The 24799-nt window shown below is 37.4% G+C and carries 20 protein-coding genes and 1 rRNA gene; 15 read left to right on the top strand and 6 right to left on the bottom strand.

Going from position 1 to position 24799, the window contains the following annotated elements:
• Nucleotides 1–134 precede the first annotated feature (134 nt).
• The 4 genes from yidC to C0430_RS02405 form a co-directional block, all read right to left on the bottom strand.
• On the bottom strand, nucleotides 135–2036 hold the full coding sequence (gene yidC / locus C0430_RS02420; RefSeq protein ID WP_290865111.1) for a membrane protein insertase YidC: 1902 nt from the start codon (nucleotides 2034–2036) through the stop codon (nucleotides 135–137).
• A 32-nt stretch (nucleotides 2037–2068) separates the two neighbouring features.
• Nucleotides 2069–3685 (bottom strand): CTP synthase, encoded by a 1617-nt coding sequence (locus C0430_RS02415; RefSeq protein WP_290865109.1) that lies wholly within the window; start codon nucleotides 3683–3685, stop codon nucleotides 2069–2071.
• Nucleotides 3686–3952: 267 nt separating this feature from the next.
• Nucleotides 3953–7489 (bottom strand): pyruvate:ferredoxin (flavodoxin) oxidoreductase, encoded by a 3537-nt coding sequence (gene nifJ / locus C0430_RS02410; RefSeq protein WP_290865107.1) that lies wholly within the window; start codon nucleotides 7487–7489, stop codon nucleotides 3953–3955.
• A gap of 136 nt (nucleotides 7490–7625) precedes the next feature.
• Complete coding sequence (locus tag C0430_RS02405; protein WP_290865105.1) at nucleotides 7626–7976, bottom strand: 4Fe-4S dicluster domain-containing protein; 351 nt, start codon at nucleotides 7974–7976, stop codon at nucleotides 7626–7628.
• Nucleotides 7977–8132: 156 nt separating this feature from the next.
• On the opposite strand from C0430_RS02405, the gene C0430_RS02400 reads away from it, so the two are divergent.
• The 15 genes from C0430_RS02400 (at nucleotide 8133) to nth (ending at nucleotide 21951) form a co-directional block, all read left to right on the top strand.
• Nucleotides 8133–9986: a 2-oxoacid:acceptor oxidoreductase subunit alpha gene (locus tag C0430_RS02400; RefSeq protein WP_290865103.1), complete on the top strand. Its 1854-nt coding sequence runs from the start codon at nucleotides 8133–8135 to the stop codon at nucleotides 9984–9986.
• 2 nt (nucleotides 9987–9988) lie between these two features.
• Nucleotides 9989–11002, top strand: a complete 1014-nt coding sequence (locus tag C0430_RS02395) for a 2-oxoacid:ferredoxin oxidoreductase subunit beta (RefSeq protein WP_290865101.1) — start codon at nucleotides 9989–9991, stop codon at nucleotides 11000–11002.
• A 95-nt stretch (nucleotides 11003–11097) separates the two neighbouring features.
• Nucleotides 11098–11448, top strand: coding sequence for an NADH-quinone oxidoreductase subunit A (locus C0430_RS02390; RefSeq protein WP_290865099.1), 351 nt, complete (start codon nucleotides 11098–11100; stop codon nucleotides 11446–11448).
• The gene (locus C0430_RS02385; RefSeq protein ID WP_290865097.1) at nucleotides 11439–11999 is read left to right on the top strand and encodes an NADH-quinone oxidoreductase subunit B; all 561 of its coding nucleotides are present in this window, start codon (nucleotides 11439–11441) and stop codon (nucleotides 11997–11999) included. The genes C0430_RS02390 and C0430_RS02385 overlap by 10 nt, the downstream gene beginning before the upstream one ends.
• A 13-nt stretch (nucleotides 12000–12012) precedes the next feature.
• Nucleotides 12013–12474 carry an NADH-quinone oxidoreductase subunit C gene (locus C0430_RS02380; RefSeq protein ID WP_290865095.1) on the top strand — a complete coding sequence of 154 codons (462 nt, stop codon included), beginning with the start codon at nucleotides 12013–12015 and terminating at the stop codon, nucleotides 12472–12474.
• Nucleotides 12475–12480: 6 nt separating this feature from the next.
• Nucleotides 12481–13599 carry an NADH-quinone oxidoreductase subunit D gene (locus C0430_RS02375; protein ID WP_290865093.1) on the top strand — a complete coding sequence of 373 codons (1119 nt, stop codon included), beginning with the start codon at nucleotides 12481–12483 and terminating at the stop codon, nucleotides 13597–13599.
• A gap of 10 nt (nucleotides 13600–13609) precedes the next feature.
• Nucleotides 13610–14662 carry an NADH-quinone oxidoreductase subunit NuoH gene (gene nuoH / locus C0430_RS02370; protein ID WP_290865091.1) on the top strand — a complete coding sequence of 351 codons (1053 nt, stop codon included), beginning with the start codon at nucleotides 13610–13612 and terminating at the stop codon, nucleotides 14660–14662.
• Nucleotides 14663–14667: 5 nt separating this feature from the next.
• Nucleotides 14668–15144, top strand: coding sequence for a 4Fe-4S binding protein (locus C0430_RS02365; RefSeq protein WP_290865089.1), 477 nt, complete (start codon nucleotides 14668–14670; stop codon nucleotides 15142–15144).
• Between the two features lie 4 nt (nucleotides 15145–15148).
• Nucleotides 15149–15670, top strand: a complete 522-nt coding sequence (locus C0430_RS02360) for an NADH-quinone oxidoreductase subunit J (protein ID WP_290865087.1) — start codon at nucleotides 15149–15151, stop codon at nucleotides 15668–15670.
• Nucleotides 15667–15984: an NADH-quinone oxidoreductase subunit NuoK gene (gene nuoK, locus C0430_RS02355; RefSeq protein ID WP_194311957.1), complete on the top strand. Its 318-nt coding sequence runs from the start codon at nucleotides 15667–15669 to the stop codon at nucleotides 15982–15984. The genes C0430_RS02360 and nuoK overlap by 4 nt, the downstream gene beginning before the upstream one ends.
• Before the next feature lie 12 nt (nucleotides 15985–15996).
• Complete coding sequence (gene nuoL, locus C0430_RS02350; RefSeq protein ID WP_290865082.1) at nucleotides 15997–17922, top strand: NADH-quinone oxidoreductase subunit L; 1926 nt, start codon at nucleotides 15997–15999, stop codon at nucleotides 17920–17922.
• A gap of 12 nt (nucleotides 17923–17934) precedes the next feature.
• Complete coding sequence (locus C0430_RS02345) at nucleotides 17935–19431, top strand: NADH-quinone oxidoreductase subunit M (RefSeq protein WP_290865080.1); 1497 nt, start codon at nucleotides 17935–17937, stop codon at nucleotides 19429–19431.
• A 34-nt stretch (nucleotides 19432–19465) separates the two neighbouring features.
• Nucleotides 19466–20872, top strand: a complete 1407-nt coding sequence (locus C0430_RS02340) for an NADH-quinone oxidoreductase subunit N (protein ID WP_290865078.1) — start codon at nucleotides 19466–19468, stop codon at nucleotides 20870–20872.
• 3 nt (nucleotides 20873–20875) lie between these two features.
• Nucleotides 20876–21202 carry a hypothetical protein gene (locus C0430_RS02335; RefSeq protein WP_290865076.1) on the top strand — a complete coding sequence of 109 codons (327 nt, stop codon included), beginning with the start codon at nucleotides 20876–20878 and terminating at the stop codon, nucleotides 21200–21202.
• A gap of 104 nt (nucleotides 21203–21306) precedes the next feature.
• Complete coding sequence (gene nth, locus C0430_RS02330; RefSeq protein ID WP_290865074.1) at nucleotides 21307–21951, top strand: endonuclease III; 645 nt, start codon at nucleotides 21307–21309, stop codon at nucleotides 21949–21951.
• 8 nt (nucleotides 21952–21959) lie between these two features.
• Here nth and C0430_RS02325 read toward each other — a convergent pair whose 3' ends face one another.
• Entirely contained in the window at nucleotides 21960–24341 is a 2382-nt protein-coding gene (locus C0430_RS02325) for a hybrid sensor histidine kinase/response regulator (protein ID WP_290865072.1), read from the bottom strand.
• Nucleotides 24342–24532: 191 nt separating this feature from the next.
• Nucleotides 24533–24642: ribosomal RNA gene (gene rrf / locus C0430_RS02320) — 5S ribosomal RNA — on the bottom strand.
• Between the last annotated feature and the right edge of the window lie 157 nt (nucleotides 24643–24799).

The raw sequence follows: 24799 nt of genomic DNA, 5'->3' as shown, positions 1-24799 counted from the left end.
CCTTTTCATGTTGCTGTTTGTTTGCAACAAAGTTGTATCGAGTGGCAATTTCATATTTTTTTTATTGTTAACGAATATTAATTCCATAAATTATTCTTAAAAAAAAATCCCGAAATATCGGGATTTTTTTTAAACTATTTCTTGGCTTTTTTTGCTTTTTCAGCTTCAGCCTGTTCCATAACTTCTTGAAGTTTACGCTGAAACTTGCCTTGCTTTTTGGGCTCTTTCAATTTATTTTCTTGAATTTGGGCGTGAATCTTGTCGCTGTCGATAAAATATCTTTTGATGACAATCATGATACCGATAGTAATCAAATTGGAAATAAAGTTATACAAACTCAATCCAGCACCATAACTATTGAAGAAAAACAACATCATGATTGGCGATACATAAATCATGATTTTCATCATCTTGGCCATATCCGGCATACCGTCTTGTTGGGGAGTCGCCATTTGCTGGTCGCCAGAAGTCATTTTCATGTAGAAGAAAATTGCAATGGAGGCCAAAACTGGGAACAAACTGATGTGATCCCCGTATAAAGGAACATGGAACGGCAATTTTATAACATCATCAAAAGAAGATAAATCGTCTGCCCAAAGGAAGCTTTTTTGTCTCAACTCGAAAGCCGACGGGAAAAACTGGAACGAAGCATACATAAAAGGAATCTGAATCAATGCCGGAATACAACCTGCCATTGGATTTACCCCAGCTTTGTTGTACAACTTCATCGTTTCCTGTTGTTTCTTCATTGGGTCTTTTTTGAATTTTTCGCCCAATTCAGTAATTTCTGGTCGCAAGACTTTCATTTTTGCCTGAGACAAGAATGATTTAAAGGTGATAGGCGACATTGCCACTTTTATCAAAATGGTAAAAATGATTATCGCTATTCCATAAGAAATGTAGGAACTCAAGAATCCGAACAAGGGAATGAAAATAAATTTATTGATCCATCCGAAAATTCCCCAACCCAGCGAAATTACTTTCTCCAAGTTCTTGTCGTAGGATTTTAATGTTTTATAATCTGTTGGTCCAAAATACCAACTCATTTTATAATCCAACTCGCCATTTTCAAACGCTAAAGGAACATTTGTTTTAAATTGCTTGGTAAAAGTAGTGTCGATTGCCTCGTCGTGAACCAAATTATTGGATTGTAATTTAGCGGTTCCGAAAGGTTTGTTTGTCAAAAGAATCGTCGAGAAAAAATGTTGTTTATAAGCAACATAAGTCGTTTTGTTGGAATCTTCTTCCTTGTTTTGCCCTTGGCCTACATAGTTAATTTTGCCTTCTTCATGTTCAAAATAAACTTCTGTATAACGATTTTCATAAGAAATACTTTTTTCGTTTCTATATGTTTTTAAATTCCATTCTAAATCTAATGGTTTAGATGTATTTAAAACTTTGTTCAATCCTTGGGAACGAAGATCAAAACCAATCATGTAGTCGTTTGGTTTCAGAATGTATTTGTATTCCAAAAATTCGTTGGCTCCAGCCTTCAATTTCATCGAGAGGATTTGGTCTGCACCAACTTTTGCTAAAGTAGGTTCGAAAAATAAGTCTTTTGTATTCAAAGTACGATTGTCATTCGTATGCAATTGCAAACTCAAACTGGCATTATTATCTTTAATCAATTCGACTAATTTTCCTGAACCTTTCTTGAATTTTTCGAAATTTTTCAAGACAGCTTCAACAATATAACCTCCTTTGTTGGCAATTTTCAGTTTTACCACTTCATTTTCGATAGTCGTAAAATCATTTTTTGCAGATGGAAGTGTCGCAGAATAAGCAAAACCGCCTAACTTTTTTTGCAATTGCACCATTTGGGTTGAATCGCCGGCAACTACAACCGCAGGAGCTGCCACTGCTTGTGCTGCTACAACTTTATTTGCATTTTCGGTTTTGGCAAGCTGTTCTTTCTTGGCTTTTTCGGCCGCAATACTTTCCTTCGAAGGCTGGTTTTGATACATGATCCAAATCAAGATTCCAAAAATTAATACGAAACCAATAATCGAATTGAGGTCTAATTTTTTTTCTTCCATTATAATATATAAGTTATTTATTCCTTTAAAGGTTATTGTTTTTTCTTGGCTTTCACGGTTGCTGCCACAAAATTCACGAAAAGCGGATGCGGATTTTCCACGGTGCTTTTATATTCTGGATGGTATTGAACACCAATGAAAAAAGGATGGTTTTCCAATTCCACGATTTCAACCAAACCAGTTTCTGGATTTATACCCGAAGATTTCAATCCTGCTTTTGCCAATTCGCCAACATAATGGTTATTGTATTCATAACGATGGCGATGACGTTCCGAAATAGTTTCCCTTCCGTAAATTTTATAAGCCAAAGTATCTGGTTTTATATTGCATTTCCAAGCTCCAAGACGCATCGTTCCTCCTTTGTCTGTTATGGTTTTTTGTTCTTCCATAAGGTTGACGACTGGATGTGTTGTATTCGGATTCATTTCGGTTGAATTCGCATCGGCATATCCCAAGACATTTCTTGAATATTCGATAATGGCCATTTGCATTCCCAAACAAATTCCAAAAAACGGAATGTTGTTTTCACGGGCGTAACGAACCGCCTCAATTTTTCCTTCGATTCCTCTTTCGCCAAAACCTGGAGCAACAAGAATTCCGTCCAAACCAGCAAATTTCTCGGCTACATCTGATGCATCAAGAAATTCGGAATGAATGGAAACCACGTTTACTTTGGTTTCATTGGCGGCGCCAGCATGGATAAAGGCTTCCAAAATAGACTTGTAAGAATCTTGCAATTCAACGTATTTCCCAATCAAACCAATGTTTACGGTATGTTTTGGATTTTTTAATCGATGTAAAAACGTGTTCCAGTTTTTTAAATCAGGAGCCGCTTTTTTAGGCAAATCTAATTTCTTTAAAGCCACAACATCAAGACCTTCTTCCAGCATTAAATTTGGCACTTCATATATCGTTGAAGCATCGATGGATTGAATTACGGCCTCTCTTTTAACGTTGCAAAACAAGGCTAATTTATTGCGGATTTCATCCGAGATTTCGTGCTCTGTCCTACAAACCAAGATATCGGCTTTTATACCGCTTTCCATCAAAGTTTTAACGGAATGTTGGGTTGGTTTTGTTTTTAATTCTCCGGCTGCGGCCAAATAAGGAACCAAAGTCAAGTGAATGACAATGGCATTGTTTTCGCCCAAATCCCAAACCAATTGACGAACCGACTCAATGTAAGGCAACGATTCGATGTCACCTACAGTTCCTCCAATTTCGGTAATTACAATGTCGAAATCGCCTGATTTCCCCAACAATTGCATTCTTTCCTTGATTTCATTGGTAATGTGAGGTACAACTTGAACCGTTTTTCCCAGGAATTCTCCTCTTCGTTCTTTTTCAATAACCGAAAGATAAATTCTACCCGTGGTAACATTGTTCGCTTGAGAAGTTGGAACGTTCAAGAAACGCTCGTAATGTCCTAAATCCAAATCGGTTTCAGCACCATCATCGGTAACGTAACATTCGCCGTGTTCGTAAGGATTCAATGTTCCTGGATCGACGTTAATATAGGGATCAAACTTCTGGATTGTTGTTCGATATCCTCTTGCTTGTAATAATTTTGCCAATGAAGCAGCAATAATTCCCTTCCCTAAAGAAGACGTAACTCCGCCCGTGACAAAAATATATTTCGTTTGATTCATTCTAATGTTTTGTAGTTGTTGTTGTTTGGTAAAAATGCAAGCTGTTCTGTTTGCAAAAACGATGCAAAAATACAATTATAAATTGACAAAAAACTAATTTGGAATTGAGATAATTTTGATTTTCTTGGCAAGTTAGAAATAGGAATCTTTTTTTGGTTACAAAATATAAATTAAAAAAAACCTACCCAAGATTTTTAATCCCGAGTAGGCCTTTCCATTTATTAATTCACCTGCTTTTTAATGCAGTTCATAAATCATTGCAAATAACTACAAATCTCTATACAATTCCAATCTTTCCCATTTAGTGTGCACTTCTTCTTGGGCTTGATCCAATAAAGCGGCTCCTAATTCGGCATTATCTTTAAGAACTCTGGTAAAACGGGCTTCGTTGTACATAAAGTCGCTCAAAGGAATGCTTGGTTCTTTAGAATCTAGTTTGAATTTTTTTCCTTTTGGTTGTGAAGGATCGAATCTAAAGAGTGGCCAATAACCGGAATCGATGGCTTTTTCTTGTTGAGAAATGGCATTTTTCAATTCGTATCCGTGTTCTCCACAATGAGAATAAGCAATAATCAAGGATGGACCAGGATAAGCAGCCGCTTCTTGAATGGCTTTCAAAGATTGCAAATCTTTGGCTCCCATCGCAATTTGGGCTACATAAACATTACCATAAGAAATCGCTTGAAGTGCCATACTTTTTTTGCTGGTTTTCTTGCCACCAATGGTAAACTTGGCACTGGCTCCCAGAGGAGTAGATTTGGAAGCTTGTCCACCAGTATTCGAATAAACCTCAGTGTCCATCACCAAAATGTTGATGTCTTCTCCGGTAGATAAAACGTGGTCAACTCCACCGTATCCGATGTCATAAGCCCAACCGTCACCACCAAATATCCAAACCGCTTTCTTGCGTAGGTATTCTGTCAATTGGCTCAATTTTTTGGCATCTTCATTGTTTGGATGTGCATTCAATATTTCTTGAAGCGCTTCAATTTGGGCAAATTTCTCTTTTTTAAGAATTTCCGTTTCTTCCGTATTGTTGATTATGGCTTCTACAAGTTCACTTCCGATGATTGGTTCCAATGATTTTAATAGGTCAACGGCTATTTCTTGTTTTTTGGTCAAACCAAGTTTCATTCCCAAACCAAACTCGGCATTGTCTTCGAAAAGTGAGTTTGCCCAAGCTGGACCTCTACCAAATTCATTTTTCTTGTATGGAGTAGTTGGCAAGTTTCCTCCGTAAATTGACGAACATCCTGTTGCATTGGCAATCATCATACTGTCGCCATACAATTGTGTAATCAACTTGATATATGGTGTTTCACCACAACCGGAACAAGCTCCCGAGAATTCAAACAATGGTTCCAAGAACTGTGCTCCTTTCACGTTGGATATTTGTAAAGCGGTTCTGTCATAATAAGGCAATTTTACAAAATGATCCCAATTCACGTTCTCTTCAACATCTACCTCAATTTTCTTGTGCATGTTGATGGCCTTGAAGTTTTCTTTCTCTTTGCTTACCGCAGGACAAACCTCTACGCAAAGGTCGCAACCGGTACAATCTTCCGGCGAAACTTGCAAGATATAAGATTCATTTTCTTTGGAGAAAGGTCTTCCTATGGCTGGAACATTTTTTAAAGTGCCTGGGAGTTGGGCTAATTCTTCATTCGAAACTACTTTAGAACGAATGGCAGCGTGAGGACAAATGGCGACACATTTATTACATTGTGTACATAAATTTTCGTCGTCCCAAACTGGAATGAAATCAGCAATTCCGCTTTTTTCGAATTGGGAAGTTCCCGTAGGGAAAGTTCCGTCAACCGAGAAGGCGCTCACTGGAAGTTCATCTCCAAAACCACCCAATATTTTTTCCAACACTTCAGTAACAAACCCATCAGGCGCATTTTTCATTGCCGATGCCAATTGTTTTTCGCTGGAAGCCACTTTTGGATAATCCACTTGAAATAGGTTTTCCAAAGCTTTGTCCACCGCGTTGAAGTTCATTTTCACCACTTTTTCTCCTTTGTGAGAGTACGATTTAACGATGGCATCTTTAATTTTTTGAATGGCTTCGTCTTTAGGCAAAATTCCAGAAATCGCGAAGAAACAGGTTTGCAAAATGGTATTGGCTCTTTTTCCCAAACTAGCTTCAAAAGCAACTTTGGTGGCATCAATCACATAGAACTTGGCTTCTTTTTCGATAATTCCTTGTTGGATTTGGACTGGTAATTTGTCCCAAATTTCGTCTTTGGAATATGGTGAATTCAACAAGAAAGTACCACCGTGTTTCAAGTCGGCTGTCATGTTGAATTTCTCGATAAAATTAAATTTATGACTGGCGATAAAATCGGCTTTGTCAACTAAATAATTGGAATTAATTGGATCTGGACCAAAACGCAAGTGAGAAATAGTCTGTGCTCCGGCTTTTTTAGAGTCATAAACAAAATAACCTTGAACATAATTATCGGTAGTTTGACCAATGATTTTGATGGAGTTTTTATTTGCTCCAACAGTACCATCAGATCCCAACCCGTAGAACATGCAATTAATGGTTGTTGCTTTGGTATCAAATGAGTTGTCATAATACAAACTTTTGAAAGTCACGTCATCATTGATTCCAATGGTAAAGTGATTTTTCGGTTTTTTGTTCAACAACTCGTCATAAATTCCTTTGACCATCGCTGGAGTAAACTCTTTGGAAGACAAACCATAACGACCGGCAACAATTACTGGCAATTCGATTCCGCTTTCTACCAATGCAGCCACAACTTCTAAATAAAGAGGATCGCCAACGCTTCCTGGCTCTTTGGTTCTATCTAAAACGGCTATTTTTTGGACAGTTTTTGGTAATTTATCAACAAAAGCAGCAATGGAGAACGGATTGAACAAACGAACCAATATTACTCCCACTTTTTCACCATCGGCCAACATAACGTCAAGAGCTTCTTTTACCGGACCTTCAGCTGATCCCATGACAATGATGACTCTTTCCGCTTCTGGATGACCTATATAATCAAACAAATTATACCTACGTCCGGTGTGTTCGTAGAATTCGTCCATTGTTTCCTGAACTACTCCAGGAACTCTGTCGTAAAATACATTACAAGCTTCTCTTGCTTGGAAAAATACATCAGGATTTTGTGTGGTTCCTCTTAAAACTGGATTATCTGGATCCAAAGACCTTTTTCTGTGTTCCATTACTTTATCCTCAGGCATCATGGCTCTAATGATTTCGTCTGGAATACCGTCAATTTTCGAAATTTCGTGTGAAGTTCTGAAACCGTCAAAAATATTCAAAAATGGAACTCTCGTTTTTAACGTGGCTACTTGAGAAATTAAAGCAAAATCGTGTGCTTCCTGAACAGAACCTCCGAACAACATGGAAAATCCGGTTTGTCTACAAGCCATCACATCCGAGTGATCGCCAAAAATGGACAAAGCATGCGTGGCAACAGTTCTAGCGGCAACGTGTATCACGCAAGGCAATAATTCACCGGCAATTTTATACATATTAGGTATCATCAACAATAACCCTTGCGAGGCTGTAAATGTTGAAGTCAATGCTCCTGCTTGCAAGGATCCGTGAACTGTTCCTGCAGCACCACCTTCACTTTGCAATTCGACAATTCTTGGAACATTATTCCAAATATTTTTTTGTCCTTTAGAACTGTAGAGTTCTGCGTGTTCACCCATTGGCGAAGAGGGCGTTATTGGGTAAATAGCGCAGACTTCGTTCGTTTTGTGGGCAATAATGGCAACAGCTTCGTTACCATCACAAATTAGTTTTTTAAATTTTTTTGTATTCATTATATTAGTTATTGTAACTATCTCGAATCTGCACTATTTATTCCATCCGCAAATTACCGACAGCATTAATTTTAAGATTAAAAAAAAGCTAAAAACCATTTAAAAAACGGGAATTTAGCTTTTTTTATTCATTTACCTACTCGTTGTACATCCAAGCTTTTTTAGCTAACAACTCAGCTTCTGTTTCTTTATGATTCTCGTCAAGAATACAACAATCTACTGGACAAACGGAAGCACATTGTGGCTCATCGTGGAAACCTTTACATTCTGTACATTTATCGGAAACGATATAGAAAAATTCATCCGAAATAGGATCATTTTCCTCGCTTGCATCAACTTCTGCTCCTTTAAGTGTTTTCACAATTCCTTTTAAAGATGTCCCATCAGAATAAGACCATTTCGTGTCTGGTTCGTAAATTGCATTGTTTGGACATTCTGAAATACATGCATCGCAATTGATACATTCGTCTGTTATAATAATAGCCATGTTTTATATATTTAATAATTATAGTGTAAAATTAAATGTCTTTTTATTACTTTTATATGATATAAGTCATATTTTATTACAAGAAGTGAAATTAATTTTGGGAAATCAAAAAGTTGCCCAATTAATCTATTTTAAAATTTAATCCCGTTAAAAATTATGATTGCAAATAAAACGAAACTTCAACCTGAAGTCCTTGAAGCTGTAGTAATCCGATTTGTTGGTGATTCTGGTGACGGAATGCAGCTTACTGGAACCCAGTTTTCTGATACTTCAGCAATGTTTGGTAACGACATTGCCACATTTCCTAATTATCCCTCCGAAATTAGAGCTCCACAAGGAAGTTTGTATGGTGTTTCGGGATTTCAAGTTCACATAGGCAGCGTAGAAGTGAGCACTCCTGGTGACAATGTAGATTTATTGGTTGCCATGAATCCAGCAGCTTTAAAAACGAATTTATACGCTTTAAAACCGGGTCATACTTTAATAGTTGACACTGATGCGTTTTCAAAAAAGAATTTAGAAAAAGCAGAATATAAAACAAATCCATTAGAAGACGGAAGCCTTGACAATTATAGAGTGATTCAAGTCGACATGTCATCGCTGACCAAAGAAGCCCTAAAAGATGTGGCAGGATTAGACAACAAAGCGATTTCCAGAAGCAAAAACATGTTTTCATTAGGAATGATTTATTGGATGTACAATCGTTCAACCGACCATACTATTGACTTTTTTAACAAAAAATTCAAAACCAAACCTAATCTTGTAGAAGCCAATACCAAAGTATTGAATGCTGGGTATTATTATGCCGAGACTTTAGAACTTATACCTAACTCCTACACGATTTCTCCAGCAAAAATGGAAAGTGGAACCTATAGAATTATTATGGGAAACACTGCTACTGCTTGGGGATTTTTGGCAGCAGCCGAAAAATCTGGCTTGGAATTATTCCTTGGTTCTTATCCAATAACACCAGCAACGGATATATTGCACGAATTGGTAAAACACAAACACTTTGGCGTAAAAGCCTTTCAAGCAGAAGATGAAATCGCGGGTGTTACATCAGCAATTGGAGCCGCTTTTGCAGGTGATTTAGCCATCACCACAACATCAGGCCCAGGTTTAGCATTAAAAGGAGAAGCCATTGGTTTAGCCATTATGACCGAATTGCCATTAGTGGTTGTCGACGTTCAACGTGGTGGCCCTTCAACCGGATTGCCAACAAAAACAGAACAATCTGATTTATTGCAAGCCATGTATGGTCGAAATGGCGAAAGTCCAGTAATAGTTGTTGCCGCAAGTACGCCAGCCAACTGTTTTAACTTTGCTTATGAAGCAGCAAGACTTGCCTTGGAACACATGACTCCGGTTATTTTATTGACTGATGGATATATCGCAAACGGTTCAGCTCCTTGGAAAATTAAAACCGTTGCCGAAATGCCTGAAATTAAAAACAACAAGGTTACGGAAGTCAAAGAAAACTGGCATCCTTATGATAGAGATGAAAATACCTTGGCTCGTAATTGGGCCGTTCCGGGAACTCCAGGATTGGAACACAGAATTGGTGGTCTAGAAAAAGACGCGGTTACCGGCAACATTTCTTATGAGCCAATGAACCACGAAAGAATGACCGCCATAAGAGCCGAAAAAATTGAAAGAGTTAGATTTAATATACCGGACTTGGAAACTGAATTTGCCAGTGAAGGCGATTTATTGATCGTTGGATGGGGAGGAACTTATGGTTCTTTACACTCAGCGGCGAAACAAATGAATGAAGAAGGGTATAAAAACATTGGTTTTGCGCATTTCAATTACATCAATCCAATGCCAAAAAATACTGAGGAAATTTTGTCCAAATTCAAGAAAATTCTTGTTTGCGAATTAAACAGCGGACAATTTGCCAGTATTTTAAAAATCAAACACAACCAATTTGAATTTTTACAATTCAACAAAGTACAAGGATTGCCATTTGCAAACGACGATCTAATTCAAAAATTTAAAGAACTAGTATAATTATGGAAACTACAGCTGAAAAAAAATATACTTCTAAAGATTTTACAAGTGATCAAGAAGTAAGATGGTGCCCGGGTTGTGATGATTACGTAATTTTACGTACCATGCAAAAAGTCCTTCCTGAAATGGGCGTTGCCAGAGAAAATGTGGTTTTCGTATCTGGAATTGGATGTTCTTCACGTTTTCCATATTATATTAATTCGTATGGAATTCACAGTATTCACGGTAGAGCACCCGGAATTGCTTCAGGTGTAAAACTGGCCAATCCCAATTTAAGCGTTTGGATTGCAACGGGTGATGGTGATGCAATGGCCATTGGTGGGAACCATTTTATCCACGTTTTGCGTAGAAATATCGATTTAAACATCATTTTATTCAACAATGAGATTTACGGGTTGACCAAAGGACAATTTTCTCCAACATCATTGATTGGACAAAAAACAAAATCTTCTCCTTACGGAAATACACAACCTCCTTTTTCTCCCGGAGAATTGGCATTGGGAGCTCAAGCTCGGTTTTTTGCCAGAGTTGGTGGTGGAAGTCCAAAAGAAATGGGACAAATTTTTACCGAAGCCCATCAATTTAAAGGAACTTCTTTAATCGAAGTATTACAAAATTGCGTGATTTTCAATGACGGATGTTTCAATCATCTTACAGATAAAGACGTAAAAGAAGACAAGCAAATCTATCTTGAACACGGAAAACCAATGATTTTTGGTAAAAATCGGGACAAAGGATTGGTTCTAAAAGGATTGAAATTAGAAGTCGTAACCATTGGCGAAAACGGAATTACTCAGGAAGATCTTTTGGTACACAATGCCAAAGAAAAAGATCCAACACTTCATTACATGTTGGTTCGAATGGAATATCCATTGGCAACCGGAGTTATCAGAAGTTTTGATGACGTTACTCTGGAAGAAAGAGAAGATGCCTTGACTGCACAAGTCAAAGCCAACTCCAATTTCACAAAAACCGATGATTTATTCTTCTCGGGTGAAACCTATGAAGTGAAATAAAAATTAATTTAATAGTAAAATTTATTATCCTATGGGATAAGTAGATTTATTAACATAAATTTGCATTTTAAAACAAACGAATAAAAATAATAAGTATGGGTTCAGAAGCAATTATAGTTTTCTTGTTAGCCGGCATCGTTCTGGTCGCTGGTGCCAATTTTTTATCAAATTTAATTTCACCAAAATCAGACAATACACAAAAACGGGAACCGTATGAAAGTGGTATGACGACCATTGGCCCAACTTGGGTTCAATTCAAGGTTGGCTACTACTTGTATGCCATTTTGTTCTTGGTTTTTGATGTCGAGGTAGCATTTTTGATACCTTGGGCGGTCGTTTTCCAAAAAATTGGAATGGTAGCCTTTGTCGAAATTATCATATTTCTAGTAATATTAGGTTTAGGCTTGGCCTACGCTTGGAAAAAAGGAGCATTAAAATGGGAGTAAACAACACGCCTGAAATACCGGCAGATTTTCCTGGAAAAGTAATTCCTGCAGGAAATGGAGCGAATGTAATCGTTACATCATTAGATCAAATCATCAATTGGGGACGTTCCAATTCACTCTGGTCCCTTTATTTTGGAACCAGCTGTTGCGCTATCGAAATGATGCAAACTGGAGCCGCCCGTCATGATTATTCAAGATTTGGTTTTGAAGTGGCACGACCTTCGCCAAGACAAGCCGATTTAATTATCATTGCAGGAACAATTGTCAACAAAATGGCACCGGCTTTACGTCGTTTGTACGATCAAATGGCCGAACCAAAATACGTAATTGCTATGGGAGCTTGCGCCATTTCTGGCGGTCCATTCTTTTATAATTCGTATTCCGTCGTAAAAGGAGCCGATCACGTAATTCCCGTGGATGTTTATGTTCCGGGTTGTCCGCCTCGTCCTGAAGCTTTATTGGAAGGAATGTTGATGCTTCAAGCCAAAATACGTAATGAAAGCATGAAAAATAAAGTATTCCCTATCGACGGGTTTGATGAAGGACTATAAAACTAAAAAAGTTATGACTAACGAAGCATTACAAAATTTAATAAGCACCTGGATTCCCGAATTAGAATTTACCGAAGAAAAATCCCAATTTTTAAACATCACCGTTCCCTCCGAACAACTTCACCAATTAATGACGCAATTAAAAAGCAATTCCGAAACGAATTTCGATTATTTGTTTTGCTTGACTGGTATGGATTGGGGCAAAGAATTGGGTGTTGTTTATCATCTAGAATCTACAACCCACAGACATCAACTGGTTGTAAAAGTAAAAACCGAGGACCGGAAAAACCCGACATTCGACACGGTTTGTGATATTTGGCGTACTGCTGAATTCCACGAAAGGGAAGTTTTTGATTTCTTTGGAATAAAATTCACCAATCATCCTAATCTAAAAAGACTCTTTTTGACCGAAGAATGGGATGGGTTTCCGCTAAGAAAAGATTACGTAGATGAAATTAACATGGTTATCAAATAAGTAAAAATGGATACAACAATAACCAACAACTTTAAATCCGAAGAATATTTTATCAATATGGGACCACAGCACCCGGCAACACACGGTGTTTTGCGTTTGCTGTTGACCATTGACGGTGAAATAATCAAAAAAGTGGAACCGGATTTAGGATACATCCACCGTTCCATCGAAAAAATGTGTGAACGAGACAGCTACCAGCAAATTGTGCATTTGACAGATAGGATGGATTATCTTTCTTCGCACATCAACAACGAAGCAGTCTGTCTAACTGTGGAAAAGGCTCTTCAATTAGAAATTCCGGATCGGGTGAAAGTCATTCGCACCATCGTTGACGAATTGACCCGAATTGCTTCCCATACATTGTGGTGGGGCGTTATGGGAATGGACGTTGGCGCTTTGACAACGTATTTCTACGGTTTCAGGGATCGCGAAATGATCAACGATATTTTTGAAGAAACTTGTGGCGCACGTTTGACGATGAATTACAATATTCCCGGCGGATTAATGTTTGACATTCACCCGAATTTTGTAAAAAGAACGAAAGAATTCATCGCCCATTTCAAAACAAAATTACCTGAATACGACACGCTTTTAACCGGAAATGTTATTTTCCAAAAAAGGATGAAAGGCATTGGAATTTTATCCAAAGAAGATGCGATATCTTTTGGAGCTTCTGGCCCAGTTGGCCGTGCTTCCGGCTATTCTTGCGATGTAAGAAAACACCATTCTTACAGCGCTTACGATAAAGTAACATTCAACGAAGTCTTGAAAACAGAAGGCGATACTTTTGCCCGATACCAAGTCAGGGTTATGGAAATGTGGGAATCACTGTCAATAATCGAACAATTAATTGACAATATTCCAGAAGGAGAATTTAAAGTGGCTACCAATGCCGTAATTAAATTACCAGAAGGAGAATATTACGAAAAAGTAGAAACTGCCAGAGGAGAATTAGGTGTTTATATCAACAGTACGGGGACAAAAAATCCGTATCGAATGAAATTCCGTTCGCCAGGATTCTCAAATTTATCTTTATTAAATCACATCGCCGTAGGAGGAAAAATTGGAGATTTAGTAGCAACCATGGCGACTTTAGACCTTGTAATCCCTGATATCGACCGATAAAATTAATTCTATGAACATTACAAAAAATATTCACGAATGGCTTTTTAGCCTTATGCCAGAAGCCACGGCAAGTATTGTGGAAATGGTATTGATAGCCGTTGTTTACCTCGCTATTTTTGCAGTTGCCGGTTTATACTTGGTTTTACTTGAAAGAAGAGTTGCTGCTTGGTTTCAATTGCGTTTGGGCCCAAACAGGGTTGGTTATCAAGGTTTATTACAAACAATGGCCGATGCTCTAAAATTAGTTTCCAAAGAGTTGACCGTTACCGTAAAAGCCGACAAGTTTTTATACAATTTGGCTCCTTATTTTGTTATCGTCACCGCCTTGATGGCATTATCTCTTTTCCCTTTTTCGAAAGAATTTCAAGCCTTTGACATTAATATTGGTATTTTCTTCTTGACCGCCATATCTTCTATTGGAGTTATCGGAATTTTATTGGCAGGTTGGAGCAGCAACAACAAGTTTTCCTTGATTGGTGCAATGCGAAGCGGTGTCCAAACCATTAGTTACGAATTATCAGTTGGATTATCCTTGTTGACAATGGTGGTAATGACGGGTTCTTTACAGCTTTCGCAAATTGTCGAAGTGCAAAAAAGCGGCTGGCTCATCGTGCAAGGACATATTCCTGCGATTATCGCTTTTTGCATCTACATGATTGCCGGAACTGCAGAAACGAACAGAGCTCCTTTTGACTTAGTGGAAGCCGAATCAGAATTGGGTGCCGGTTTCCACACCGAATATTCGGGAATGAAGTTTGCCTATTTCTTCTTGGCTGAATTCATTAATATGTTTATCATCTCGGCAATTGCCACAACAGTATTTTTTGGAGCCTATTTATCTCCTTTTGGAATAACGGAATCCATTCCATTACTGGGCGTGTTTTGGTTTTTGGCAAAAACATTGGTGCTCGTATTTTTAATGATGTGGTTCAGATGGACATTTCCAAGATTAAGAATTGACCAACTTCTGGTATTGGAATGGAAATATTTACTTCCTTTAAACTTAATGAACTTGGTTTTGATGGCATTAATGGTCTTGCTTGGATTAACCATTAAATTTTAATAATTATGAGTTATTTTTCAGATATATACAATGCGGTAAAAACACTTCTTACGGGAATGAGTGTGACCGGAAAGTACTTTTTACATTCCAGAAAAGGTGCCATTACACAGCAATATCCCGATAATCGAGACACTTTAAAAATGTTCGAACGTTTCCGCGGCGAAGTAGTTATGCCTCACGACGAAAACAATATGCACCGTTGCACGGGTTGCCAAAAATGTGAATTAGCTTGTCCTAACGGAAGTATCGAAATCATTTGGGACAGACAAATTGATCCTGAAACAGGCAAAAAGAAAAAAATGATAGACCAACATATTTACCATTTAGGAATGTGTACCATGTGTAGTCTATGTATTGAAGCCTGTCCTACCGATGCTATCAAATGGGCGCAGAATTTTGAAAATTCCGTTTACGACAGAACATACCTCACTAGAGTTTTAAACAAACCAGGTTCGAAAGTACTGCCTGGTGTAGAAGATTAATCTTATGGAAAAAATTATATTTTATATCTTGGCATTGATAATGATTGTTTTCGCAATTGCTTCTGTAACGAGTCGCCAAATGCTTCGATCAGTTATTTATCTACTCTTTGTACTCATTGGTGTGGCGGGAATTTACTTTTTGATTGATTATAATTTCTTGGCTGCCGTCCAGTTGACGGTTTACGCAGGAGGAATTATTGTGTTGGTCATTTTCTCTGTGCTTTTGGTTCACCATATCGAAATGGAACTGGAAATGGCAAAATTGTCCAAAAAATTACTAACCGGATTGGTTTGTTTGATTGGCTTGGGCATTTTCTTGGCCACCATTTATTCAACTGATTTTATTGTTGTCGAAAATTACAAATCCACGACTGTTGAAGATATTGGAATGGGACTTTTAAGCTACGAAGCAGGTGGATTCATCTTACCTTTTGAAGTAATCAGTATCTTGTTATTGGCCGCCATGATTGGAGCCATCATCATTGGAAAAGGAGACAAACTAACTAAAAACGACGACACATTATGATAGCCGGAATTAGCATTTATGAAATTTTTACCCTTACCTCTATTCTGTTTTTTATAGGTATTTATGGGTTTATTACGAGAAAAAACTTGATTTCTATTTTAATTTCTCTCGAATTAATTTTAAACGCTTCGGCGATAAACTTTGTTATCATCAACAAATATTTATATCCAGACGTGTTGCAAGGCGTTTTCTTTTCGATTTTTATTATTGCCGTGGCTGCCGCCGAAACTGCACTTGCCGTTGCAATCATAATTAATCTGTACCGACAAATTAGCTCTGTGGAAGTGAAGGACACTGAAATTATGAAGTATTAATATTCTGAAAATATGGACATCTCTTATATACTATTTATTCCGTTAATTCCACTGGCAGTTTTTTTGCTTTTGGGAATCTTTAACCAACAAATCAAACCGGCCGTTTCTGGATATATTGGCGTTTTGGGATTATCAATCTCGGCTGCGCTTTCGTATTATGCAGCTTACCAATACTTTTTCCTTTTTGGAAAAGTAGATGGCGTTTACCAAACTTTTGTCGAAAAAACTCCATGGATGAATTTCACCGACACTTTGCATATCGATATGGGAATCCTGGTTGATCCAATATCCGTGATGATGCTCATCGTGGTAACAACAATTTCCTTGATGGTGCATATTTATAGTCGCGGTTATATGAAAGGCGATGACGGTTACACCAAATTTTTTGCCTACTTATCGCTGTTTTCCTTTTCCATGCTTGGCTTGGTATTGGCAACAAACCTTTTCCAAATCTATATTTTCTGGGAATTGGTGGGGGTTTCCTCCTTCTTGTTGATTGGATATTATTACACCAAAACTTCGGCGGTCGCTGCAGCCAAAAAAGCTTTTATCGTGACTCGTTTTGCCGATTTTGGCTTCTTGATAGGCATTTTGATTGTGGGCTATTACGCTGGCACTTTCGATTTTCAAACTTTGAACGCCGTCAATCCTGAAGGCGAAGGATTGCTCATGCAATGGGGAGCTTCTTCCTTTATGGGATTATCCGTGGTTACTTGGTCGTTATTATTAATATTTATGGGAGGTGCTGGAAAATCAGCAATGTTCCCGTTACATATTTGGTTACCGGACGCGATGGAAGGACCAACACCGGTTTCTGCATTAATTCACGCAGCAACAATGGTTGTGGCTGGAGTCTATTTGGTAGCGCGATTATTCCCGATGTATTATTTTGTTGAAGATGGATTTGCCTTGAATATTGTGGCTTATGTGGGAGCATTTTCTTCCTTGTTTGCGGCAATTATTGCCCTCACTCAAACCGATATCAAGCGAGTTTTGGCCTTTTCGACCATGTCTCAAATTGGTTATATGATGTTGGCTTTGGGAGTTTCAAGTTATAAAGGTCACGAAGGCGTTGGTTATATGGCGTCGATGTTCCATTTATTTACCCACGCCATGTTCAAAGCCTTGTTATTCTTGGGTGCAGGTTCCGTGATTCATGCGGTTCACAGCAATTACTTGAAAGATATGGGCGGTTTGCGCAAGTACATGCCGATTACCAATATTACGTTCTTGATTGCGGCTTTGGCAATTGCTGGAGTTCCACCGTTTGCAGGATTTTGGAGTAAAGACGAAATCTTGGTGGCCGCTTTCGAGAAAAATCAATTGCTTTATTTCGTTGGACTTTTTGTGGCGGGATTAACAGCTTTTTATATGTTCCGACTTTATTTTGGAATCTTTTGGGGCAAGGAAACCAAATACCATCACCCGCCTCACGAATCACCAATGTCAATGGCATTTCCGTTATTGTTCTTGGCTCTTATGAGTATTGTGGCAGGTTTTATTCCTTTCAGCGAATTCATTACTGCTGACAAAGTGGGATTCGAAGCCCATTTAAACTTGCCTTTGGCTGCCGCAGCTGTTGGAACAGGTTTAACCGGAATCATTTTGGCTTGGGTTTTCTATAAAAAAGAAAATGATTTGGCCGAAAGATTTGCCAATGGATTTGGAATGTTTTACAAATGGACCTATCATAAATTCTATTTCGACGAAATCTACATGTTTATTACCAAGAAAATCATTTTCAATCTAATTTCGGCTCCAATAGCCAAATTCGACAAGAAATATGTGGACGGAACGATGGAAGGCATTGGAAACAAAACGGTTCTAATTTCCGAAAAAATAAAAGGATTGCAATCCGGAAGGTTACAAGATTACGCAATGTTTTTTGTTTCGGGAGTTGTAGTTGTCGCTTTGGTTTTCATTTATTTATGGACATAACAATAAATTAATATGGATATTTTATCACTTTTTGTAATTGTACCTGTACTCACCCTTTTAGCTTTGGTTTTATCCAAAGGATTAAAACAGGCACGAATTATTTCAATGGTTGGGAGTTTCATTCAACTAGGAATGGCTATCAATTTACTTTTTGCATACTTTAAAGAAAGAGCCGTCAACAAAAGCGTCATGCTTTTTACACAAGATACGGTTTGGTTTGAAAATTTCAATATCCATTATGCAATTGGAGTTGACGGTATTTCAGTAGCTTTATTGTTGTTGACCGCAATTGTTGTTTTGGCAGGAGTTTTTATCTCTTGGAAAACGGACGATTTACCCAAAGAATTTTTTGTTTCGCTATTGGTTTTGGCCACTGGTGTTTACGGATTCTTCATTTCAATCGATTTGTTCACTATGCTGGTTTTCTATGAAATAGCCGTGATACCAATGTATTTGTTAATTGGTATTTGGGGTTCTGGACCAAAAGAATATTCGGCAATGAAATTAACTTTAATGTTAATGGGAGCTTCGGCAGTTTTGATGGTAGGTATTTTGGGAATTTATTTCAATTCCAATGCCGACGGAGGTGCTTTAACCTTCAATATTTTGGAAATTGCCAAAGTAAACATTCCATTCGAAGCCCAAAAATTATTTTTCCCTTTGACTTTTGTTGGCTTTGCCGTTCTTGGCGCATTATTCCCTTTTCATACTTGGTCTCCTGATGGTCACGCTTCGGCGCCAACGGCAGTATCAATGCTGCATGCGGGAGTTTTAATGAAATTAGGTGGTTATGGTGTTTTCAGAATCGCCATGTTTTTATTGCCATTGGGTGCTATCGAATGGTCTTGGTTTTTCATTATATTATCCGCGATTGGAGTAATTTATGGTGCCTTTGGTGCCTTGAAACAAACCGATTTAAAATACATCAATGCCTATTCTTCCGTGAGCCACTTGGGAATGGTGTTGTTCGCTTTACTGATGTTGAATAAAACCGCTTGGAACGGAGCCATTCTACAATCGCTTTCCCACGGATTTATGACAGCCTTATTCTTCGCCTTGATCGGAATGATTTACGGAAGAACTCATACTAGAGACATCACCAAATTGGGAGGTTTGTTAAAAGTGATGCCATTCATCTCCGTGATTTATGTAATTGCAGGTTTGGCTTCATTGGGATTGCCTGGTTTTAGTGGTTTCATTGCCGAAATGAACATTTTTGTTGGTGCATTCCAACACGAAGAAATGTTTTATAGAGTAGCCACCGTAATTTCCGTTTCGGCAATTGTGGTAACGGCAGTTTACATCCTGCGTGTTCTCGGAATTATGTTAATGGGACCAGTAAAAAACACTGAATTTTTAGACTTGCCAAAAGTAACTTGGTTCGAGGTAACAGGCATAATGTTGCTATTAATTCCCATGATTGGTATGGGCGTGGCACCGCTTTGGTTGAGCGATATGACAATGGAAAGTGTCCAACCGTTTATTCAAGGAGTATTAAATCATTTATAAAATAAAGAAAATGAATTTGAACAGTTTTATCGCAATGAGACAAGAAATTTTCCTATTGGCAATACTATTATTGTTGATTGTGGGCGAAATTTTCATACATAAAGACAAAAAAGGAAGCATCGTACATTTGGCCTTGTTTCTATTTGGCATCCACACTATCATTGGCTTTTTTGCCATAGAAGAAAGCAGCGTATTTGGAGGAATGTTTCGCACGAATACCCTAATTCACTTCTTTAAAAACGCCCTTAATGTTGGTGTATTAATAGTCTTGCTTCAATCAGCCGATTGGATTCAAGAAAAAATGGTGCCCTTGAATAAAGGAACCGAGTTTTTCATGTTGCTATTTTCTTCACTTTTAGGAATGTACTTCATGATTTCGGCAGGAGATTTTCTAATGTTTTATATTGGATTGGAATTATCAACTTTGCCGGTGGCAGCATTGGTAGCTTGGGAAACATCGAAAAGAATTTCGAGCGAAGCGGGTGTTAAATTCATCCTTTCGGCAGGATTGGCATCGGGAGTTTCTTTGTTTGGAATCTCGTTGTTGTATGCGGCAACAGGCTCCATTTATTTTGCTGACATTATTGGAGTAATCACTACAACCAACTTGACAATCTTGGGTTTCATACTCTTTTTTGCCGGATTGGCATTCAAAATTTCCTTGGTCCCATTCCATTTTTGGACAGCTGACGTTTACGAAGGTGCTCCAATTGGAGTTGCCTCTTATTTATCGGTAATTTCAAAAGGTGCAGCCGCATTTATTTTGATGATTTTATTGTTTACGGTTCTAAAACCATTGATGCACGTTTGGGAAAACATCGTTTATGTGATAGCGCTTGCCACCATGTTCATTGGTAACTTGTTTGCTTTACGCCAAAAGAATATGAAACGTTTCTTGGCCTTTTCATCCATAGCACAAGCCGGTTTCATTTTATTGGGATTAATTTCCGGAACACAATTAGGAACAGCAACTGTTGTTTACTTTGTACTGGTTTATGTATTCACGAATTTGGCTGCTTTTGGAGTGGTACAAGCCATTTCCTTGAAAACCGGAAAAGAGAATATGGATGACTACAATGGTTTATACAGGACAAATCCTAACTTGAGTCTCGTACTGATGTTGGCTTTGTTCTCCTTGGCGGGAATTCCACCTGTTGCAGGTTTCTTCGGTAAGTTTTTCTTATTTGCAGCAGCAGCAAGCAAAGGTCTTTATCTATTGGTTTTCTTGGCAGTGGTCAACGTAACCATTTCTCTTTACTATTATTTATTGGTGGTAAGAGCAATGTTCATCAGAAAAAGCGAGAATCCAATTCCGTTTTTCAAGAGCAAAATCTATATGAGATTGGGATTAGTAATCACTGTTTTGGGTATTTTGGTTCTTGGTTTATACAGTCCATTATACGATTACATTTTTGAATTAAGCAACGTTTTTAATAAATAAGTTATGGCATCATTAGACGGAAAACATTCATTTGGAAGCATTGGAGAAACAAGAGTCACTTTTGTCGAAAAAGGCGTTGACGAAGCTCGAAAAGATTTCTTGAAACAACTCTTGGAACACAACGGTTTTGAAGTTGTACTCGAAGAAGAAAAGAAAAAAGCAGAAGAAGATCCTCAATTATATACAGTGGCCGTAACCGATATGGTTTTCAATCCCACAATCTGGATTTTCGAAAGAAAAATGAAAACCCTTGACGGACACAAAGTAACCCAGGACTACTGGTTTCAAAGAACCACGGATACAAAACCACAGTACTGGAAGAATTCATAAAAGTAAAAACAAACAATTAGTTATTTTATCTTAATTTTATACTGCTAGTTCCCAAACACAACAAGGGAACTAGCAGTATTTTTTTTGTAAAAATTAAAAAACCAATGATGAATTTATTTGAACCCTCAAATGATTGGGCTGAGAAATTAGAGCCAATTCTAACTAAATACAAAGGACGAAAACATCCGCTGGACTATCATAATTTATACCAATTAATGGTAATGGTTGTGCTCTCCGCCCAAGATTCTGATGCCAATATCAATAAAATTGCTCCTACTCTATTTGAAGTATATCCCAATATGGAAAGCCTTGCTGTTTCGAATGTAGAAGCATTAATTCCCCATATTTCTAAAGTCAGGAATTTTGGTACCAAAGCCAATTGGCTAATAGAAATTGCACAAATCCTCCAAAAAGACGAAAATATTCCGCTGACGATGGACGGATTAACCGCCCTGAAAGGAATTGGACGAAAATCCGCCAATGTCATTATGCACGAAGCCAATGTTCCTGTAGAGGGAATTATTGCCGATTTACACGTCATCCGAGTTGCTCCCAGAATAGGATTAATCCAGGAATCAAAAGACGGAATCAAAGTCGAAAAACAATTGATGCAAGTGTTGCCAAAGGAAATTTGGGAAGAAATCGGTATGGCAATTTCGTTTTTGGGAAGGGAAATTTGTCGGCCACAACCTAAGTGTGAACTATGTCCAATTAATGGAATTTGCAAATATTATCGCGATTCAGTATAGCGTCCCAATTAAACCAAATTTATTATTGCCTCATACAAGATTTCATTTTTAATTGGTTTGGATATATAATGATTCATTCCTATTTCTTTGACGCGTTCTTTTGTTGTTTCCATCACGTCGGCAGTCACGGCAATGATAGGGATATTTTTATTATCTTCTCCCACTTCCCCATTTCGAATGGCAATAGTGGCTTCGTATCCGTCCATAATCGGCATTTGAAGATCCATCAAAATAATGTCAAAGTGATTTGATTTAAGTGCATCCAAACCTTCCTTGCCGTTATTGGCAAATACTACAGTCGTATTGAGCCATTTTTTGGTAATCATTTTAATCACCATCTGATTTATTGAATTATCTTCGACCACCAAAATAGATTTTTCTTTCAAATCAAAAACCATTGGTTCAGAAACGCCTACCGGTATTTCCTGTTGTGGAGGTATATCAAAGTCAAGCGTTATGATACAAGTGGTGCCTTCATTGATTTTACTGTCCATCATAATCGAGCCGTTCTGCATATCCACCAAAGTCTTAACGATATAAAGACCTAGACCAAGACCTCCAAATTTGCGTTTATCATTAACATCATTTTGCGAAAATGATTCAAAAATAGTGTCTAATTTATCTTTAGAAATTCCAATTCCACTATCAGAAACCTTTAGTATCAAACTGACACGATTATCGGATTTTATTTGGCAATCGACCTCAAATCTCACAAATCCTTTCGAAGTAAATTTAACCGCATTATTCAACACGTTATTCACCACTTGTGCAAATCGGGATGGATCGCCAATTAATGACTCAGGAATCGAATCTGATTTTGAAAATTGAAATTCCAACCCCTTGTCTTCCGAATTGCTGCGCACGTTGTTTTTTAAACTTTTAAGAATTTTAACGGGACTGAATGACACGCTTTCCAATCTTAGTTCTCCTTTCTCAATTTTGGAAAAGTCAAGAATATCATTGACTGAACTCAACAAACTCAGTGAAGAATCTTTTATGACATCACAATTTTTTTTGATTTTTTTGCTATCTGTTTTGTTAGCGATAGAATCCGTCAAATTCAAGATAGCATTCAAAGGTGTTCGCAATTCGTGACTAATATTTGATAAAAAATAAGACTTCAATTCATTCATTTCTTCTGAACGTACCAAAGCCAAACGATTGAGTTCATTCTTTTCGTTTTTCAGATTTCGAATCAAATTAGCCATTGAAAGCGAAAGAAAAATAACTTCCAAACCTGTTCCCAATTTCGAACTATTTTGGGTAAAAAAGGTAACAGGTATTAACCCTAAATTGTATAAAATAAATATTCCAAAACCTAAAATTAAAAACAAAATACCAACAGAGAAGTAAGTGTCAACAGGCTTTCTTTTGTAATATAAATAAACTATGGAAAAGACAATCAAAATTAAAAACAACAGTGTCAACACATTGACCAAAATATAGGAAAACAACAAAAAAGAAGGAATAAAAATCACGAACAAAAGCAACAAAAGCAACAATCCATAAGCTATGTTAAACAGAAAATAAATTTTCTTGCTGTTGGTTTTAATATTCAAAAACAACTCACTGTATTTACCCGATAAAAAAACCGCAATAATGGCAATAAACAATACGGCATGATTTGAAAACCAGCCACCGAAAGGTGTAATAAATTGGAAGAAAAAACCGTCCAAGGAAAATTGCAACAAGCCAACAAAAACAACATACAAACTATAATACAAAAATATTTTTTCGCGTAAAGCAAAAAAGAAGAAAAAATAAACAATAGAAACAATGGCCAAAATCCCATAAAAAAAGCCAAAAATTAACTGCTCTTTTGAGATTTGTTTTATAAATTTTTCAGAAGAATATAACTTTACTGGTATCTTGATTACTTCCCCATCACTTCGAAGATGTAAAAACAATTTCAAACTTGATTTCGGAGCTATTTCAAGTTTAAAAATAGTTTTACGACTATCAAAACTTCGCTGTAAATAAGGGATATTGTCACCGCTAACTTGTTTGCTAATACTATCGGTAGAGACATTCACCGAATAAAGTTCTACCAAATCAGTTATAGGACGAGCCGTTTCCAAATAATAAACCAATGAACGATTAGTTGGATTTTTAAGTTCTGTAAGTGTCCAGAAATTATTCTGTGTAAAACCTAGGTCATCATTTTCAGTTATTAATTTTGTAGGTTTCAAGGAATTGAAATTGGCCCTTACAAAATTGATATCTAGATTTCTTTGACCAACATCCACAATCGTAGTGTATGGATGCAACGAAATTTCATCAACTACGGTATCATTTTTAAAAACGTACTGTGAATAGGCAACACTAAAGAAAAGCGTAAAAAACAACACTTTCAGAGTGAAAGAAAACAAGAACTTTTTTATTCTATTCATATTCAACAAAGTTACAACCACAAAGCTATTTAGGTTAGAAAGTCGTTATTAGTTTTCGATTTTATTTAATGCGTTTTAATAAAGTAAATTAAAGCAAACCTATTCAAAAAACAAAGTCTATTCTCAAAAGAGGTAAAAACTTTCCATAAACCAAAAAACCCCATTCCGTATTGGAATAGGGTTTTTCAAAAGAAAGGCGACGACATACTCTCCCACATAACTGCAGTACCATCTGCGCAGGCGGGCTTAACTACTCTGTTCGGGATGGGAAGAGGTGAGCCCCGCCGCAATAACCACCTTAAGGTCGTTTTGCAATGGGTATTCCCACTATTGGGAACAACATTACACAATATCTTGACATACTGAGATAAAGAAATTTGTTTTATTTACTATTTTAGAAAGTTTCTCCCCCCGACTTGCATCGGGGGAAAAGGTGTACATAAGCTTACGGATTATTA

Origin of the sequence: Flavobacterium sp., from assembly GCF_013823965.1 — a bacterium.
Lineage (GTDB): Bacteria > Bacteroidota > Bacteroidia > Flavobacteriales > Flavobacteriaceae > Flavobacterium.
This window is presented reverse-complemented; position numbering and strand designations above follow the sequence as displayed.

What these genes read in the sequence shown, in the direction of transcription:
- nuoH (WP_290865091.1), top strand. Translation starts at nt 13,610, where the DNA reads ATGAACATTACAAAAAATATTCACGAATGGCTTTTTAGCCTTATGCCA.
- C0430_RS02385 (WP_290865097.1), top strand. Translation starts at nt 11,439, where the DNA reads ATGGGAGTAAACAACACGCCTGAAATACCGGCAGATTTTCCTGGAAAA.
- yidC (WP_290865111.1), bottom strand. Translation starts at nt 2,036, where the DNA reads ATGGAAGAAAAAAAATTAGACCTCAATTCGATTATTGGTTTCGTATTA.
- C0430_RS02345 (WP_290865080.1), top strand. Translation starts at nt 17,935, where the DNA reads ATGGATATTTTATCACTTTTTGTAATTGTACCTGTACTCACCCTTTTA.
- C0430_RS02405 (WP_290865105.1), bottom strand. Translation starts at nt 7,976, where the DNA reads ATGGCTATTATTATAACAGACGAATGTATCAATTGCGATGCATGTATT.
- C0430_RS02325 (WP_290865072.1), bottom strand. Translation starts at nt 24,341, where the DNA reads ATGAATAGAATAAAAAAGTTCTTGTTTTCTTTCACTCTGAAAGTGTTG.
- nth (WP_290865074.1), top strand. Translation starts at nt 21,307, where the DNA reads ATGATGAATTTATTTGAACCCTCAAATGATTGGGCTGAGAAATTAGAG.
- C0430_RS02340 (WP_290865078.1), top strand. Translation starts at nt 19,466, where the DNA reads ATGAGACAAGAAATTTTCCTATTGGCAATACTATTATTGTTGATTGTG.
- nifJ (WP_290865107.1), bottom strand. Translation starts at nt 7,489, where the DNA reads ATGAATACAAAAAAATTTAAAAAACTAATTTGTGATGGTAACGAAGCT.
- C0430_RS02375 (WP_290865093.1), top strand. Translation starts at nt 12,481, where the DNA reads ATGGATACAACAATAACCAACAACTTTAAATCCGAAGAATATTTTATC.
- nuoK (WP_194311957.1), top strand. Translation starts at nt 15,667, where the DNA reads ATGATAGCCGGAATTAGCATTTATGAAATTTTTACCCTTACCTCTATT.
- C0430_RS02360 (WP_290865087.1), top strand. Translation starts at nt 15,149, where the DNA reads ATGGAAAAAATTATATTTTATATCTTGGCATTGATAATGATTGTTTTC.
- C0430_RS02390 (WP_290865099.1), top strand. Translation starts at nt 11,098, where the DNA reads ATGGGTTCAGAAGCAATTATAGTTTTCTTGTTAGCCGGCATCGTTCTG.
- nuoL (WP_290865082.1), top strand. Translation starts at nt 15,997, where the DNA reads ATGGACATCTCTTATATACTATTTATTCCGTTAATTCCACTGGCAGTT.
- C0430_RS02380 (WP_290865095.1), top strand. Translation starts at nt 12,013, where the DNA reads ATGACTAACGAAGCATTACAAAATTTAATAAGCACCTGGATTCCCGAA.
- C0430_RS02415 (WP_290865109.1), bottom strand. Translation starts at nt 3,685, where the DNA reads ATGAATCAAACGAAATATATTTTTGTCACGGGCGGAGTTACGTCTTCT.
- C0430_RS02335 (WP_290865076.1), top strand. Translation starts at nt 20,876, where the DNA reads ATGGCATCATTAGACGGAAAACATTCATTTGGAAGCATTGGAGAAACA.
- C0430_RS02395 (WP_290865101.1), top strand. Translation starts at nt 9,989, where the DNA reads ATGGAAACTACAGCTGAAAAAAAATATACTTCTAAAGATTTTACAAGT.
- C0430_RS02365 (WP_290865089.1), top strand. Translation starts at nt 14,668, where the DNA reads ATGAGTTATTTTTCAGATATATACAATGCGGTAAAAACACTTCTTACG.
- C0430_RS02400 (WP_290865103.1), top strand. Translation starts at nt 8,133, where the DNA reads ATGATTGCAAATAAAACGAAACTTCAACCTGAAGTCCTTGAAGCTGTA.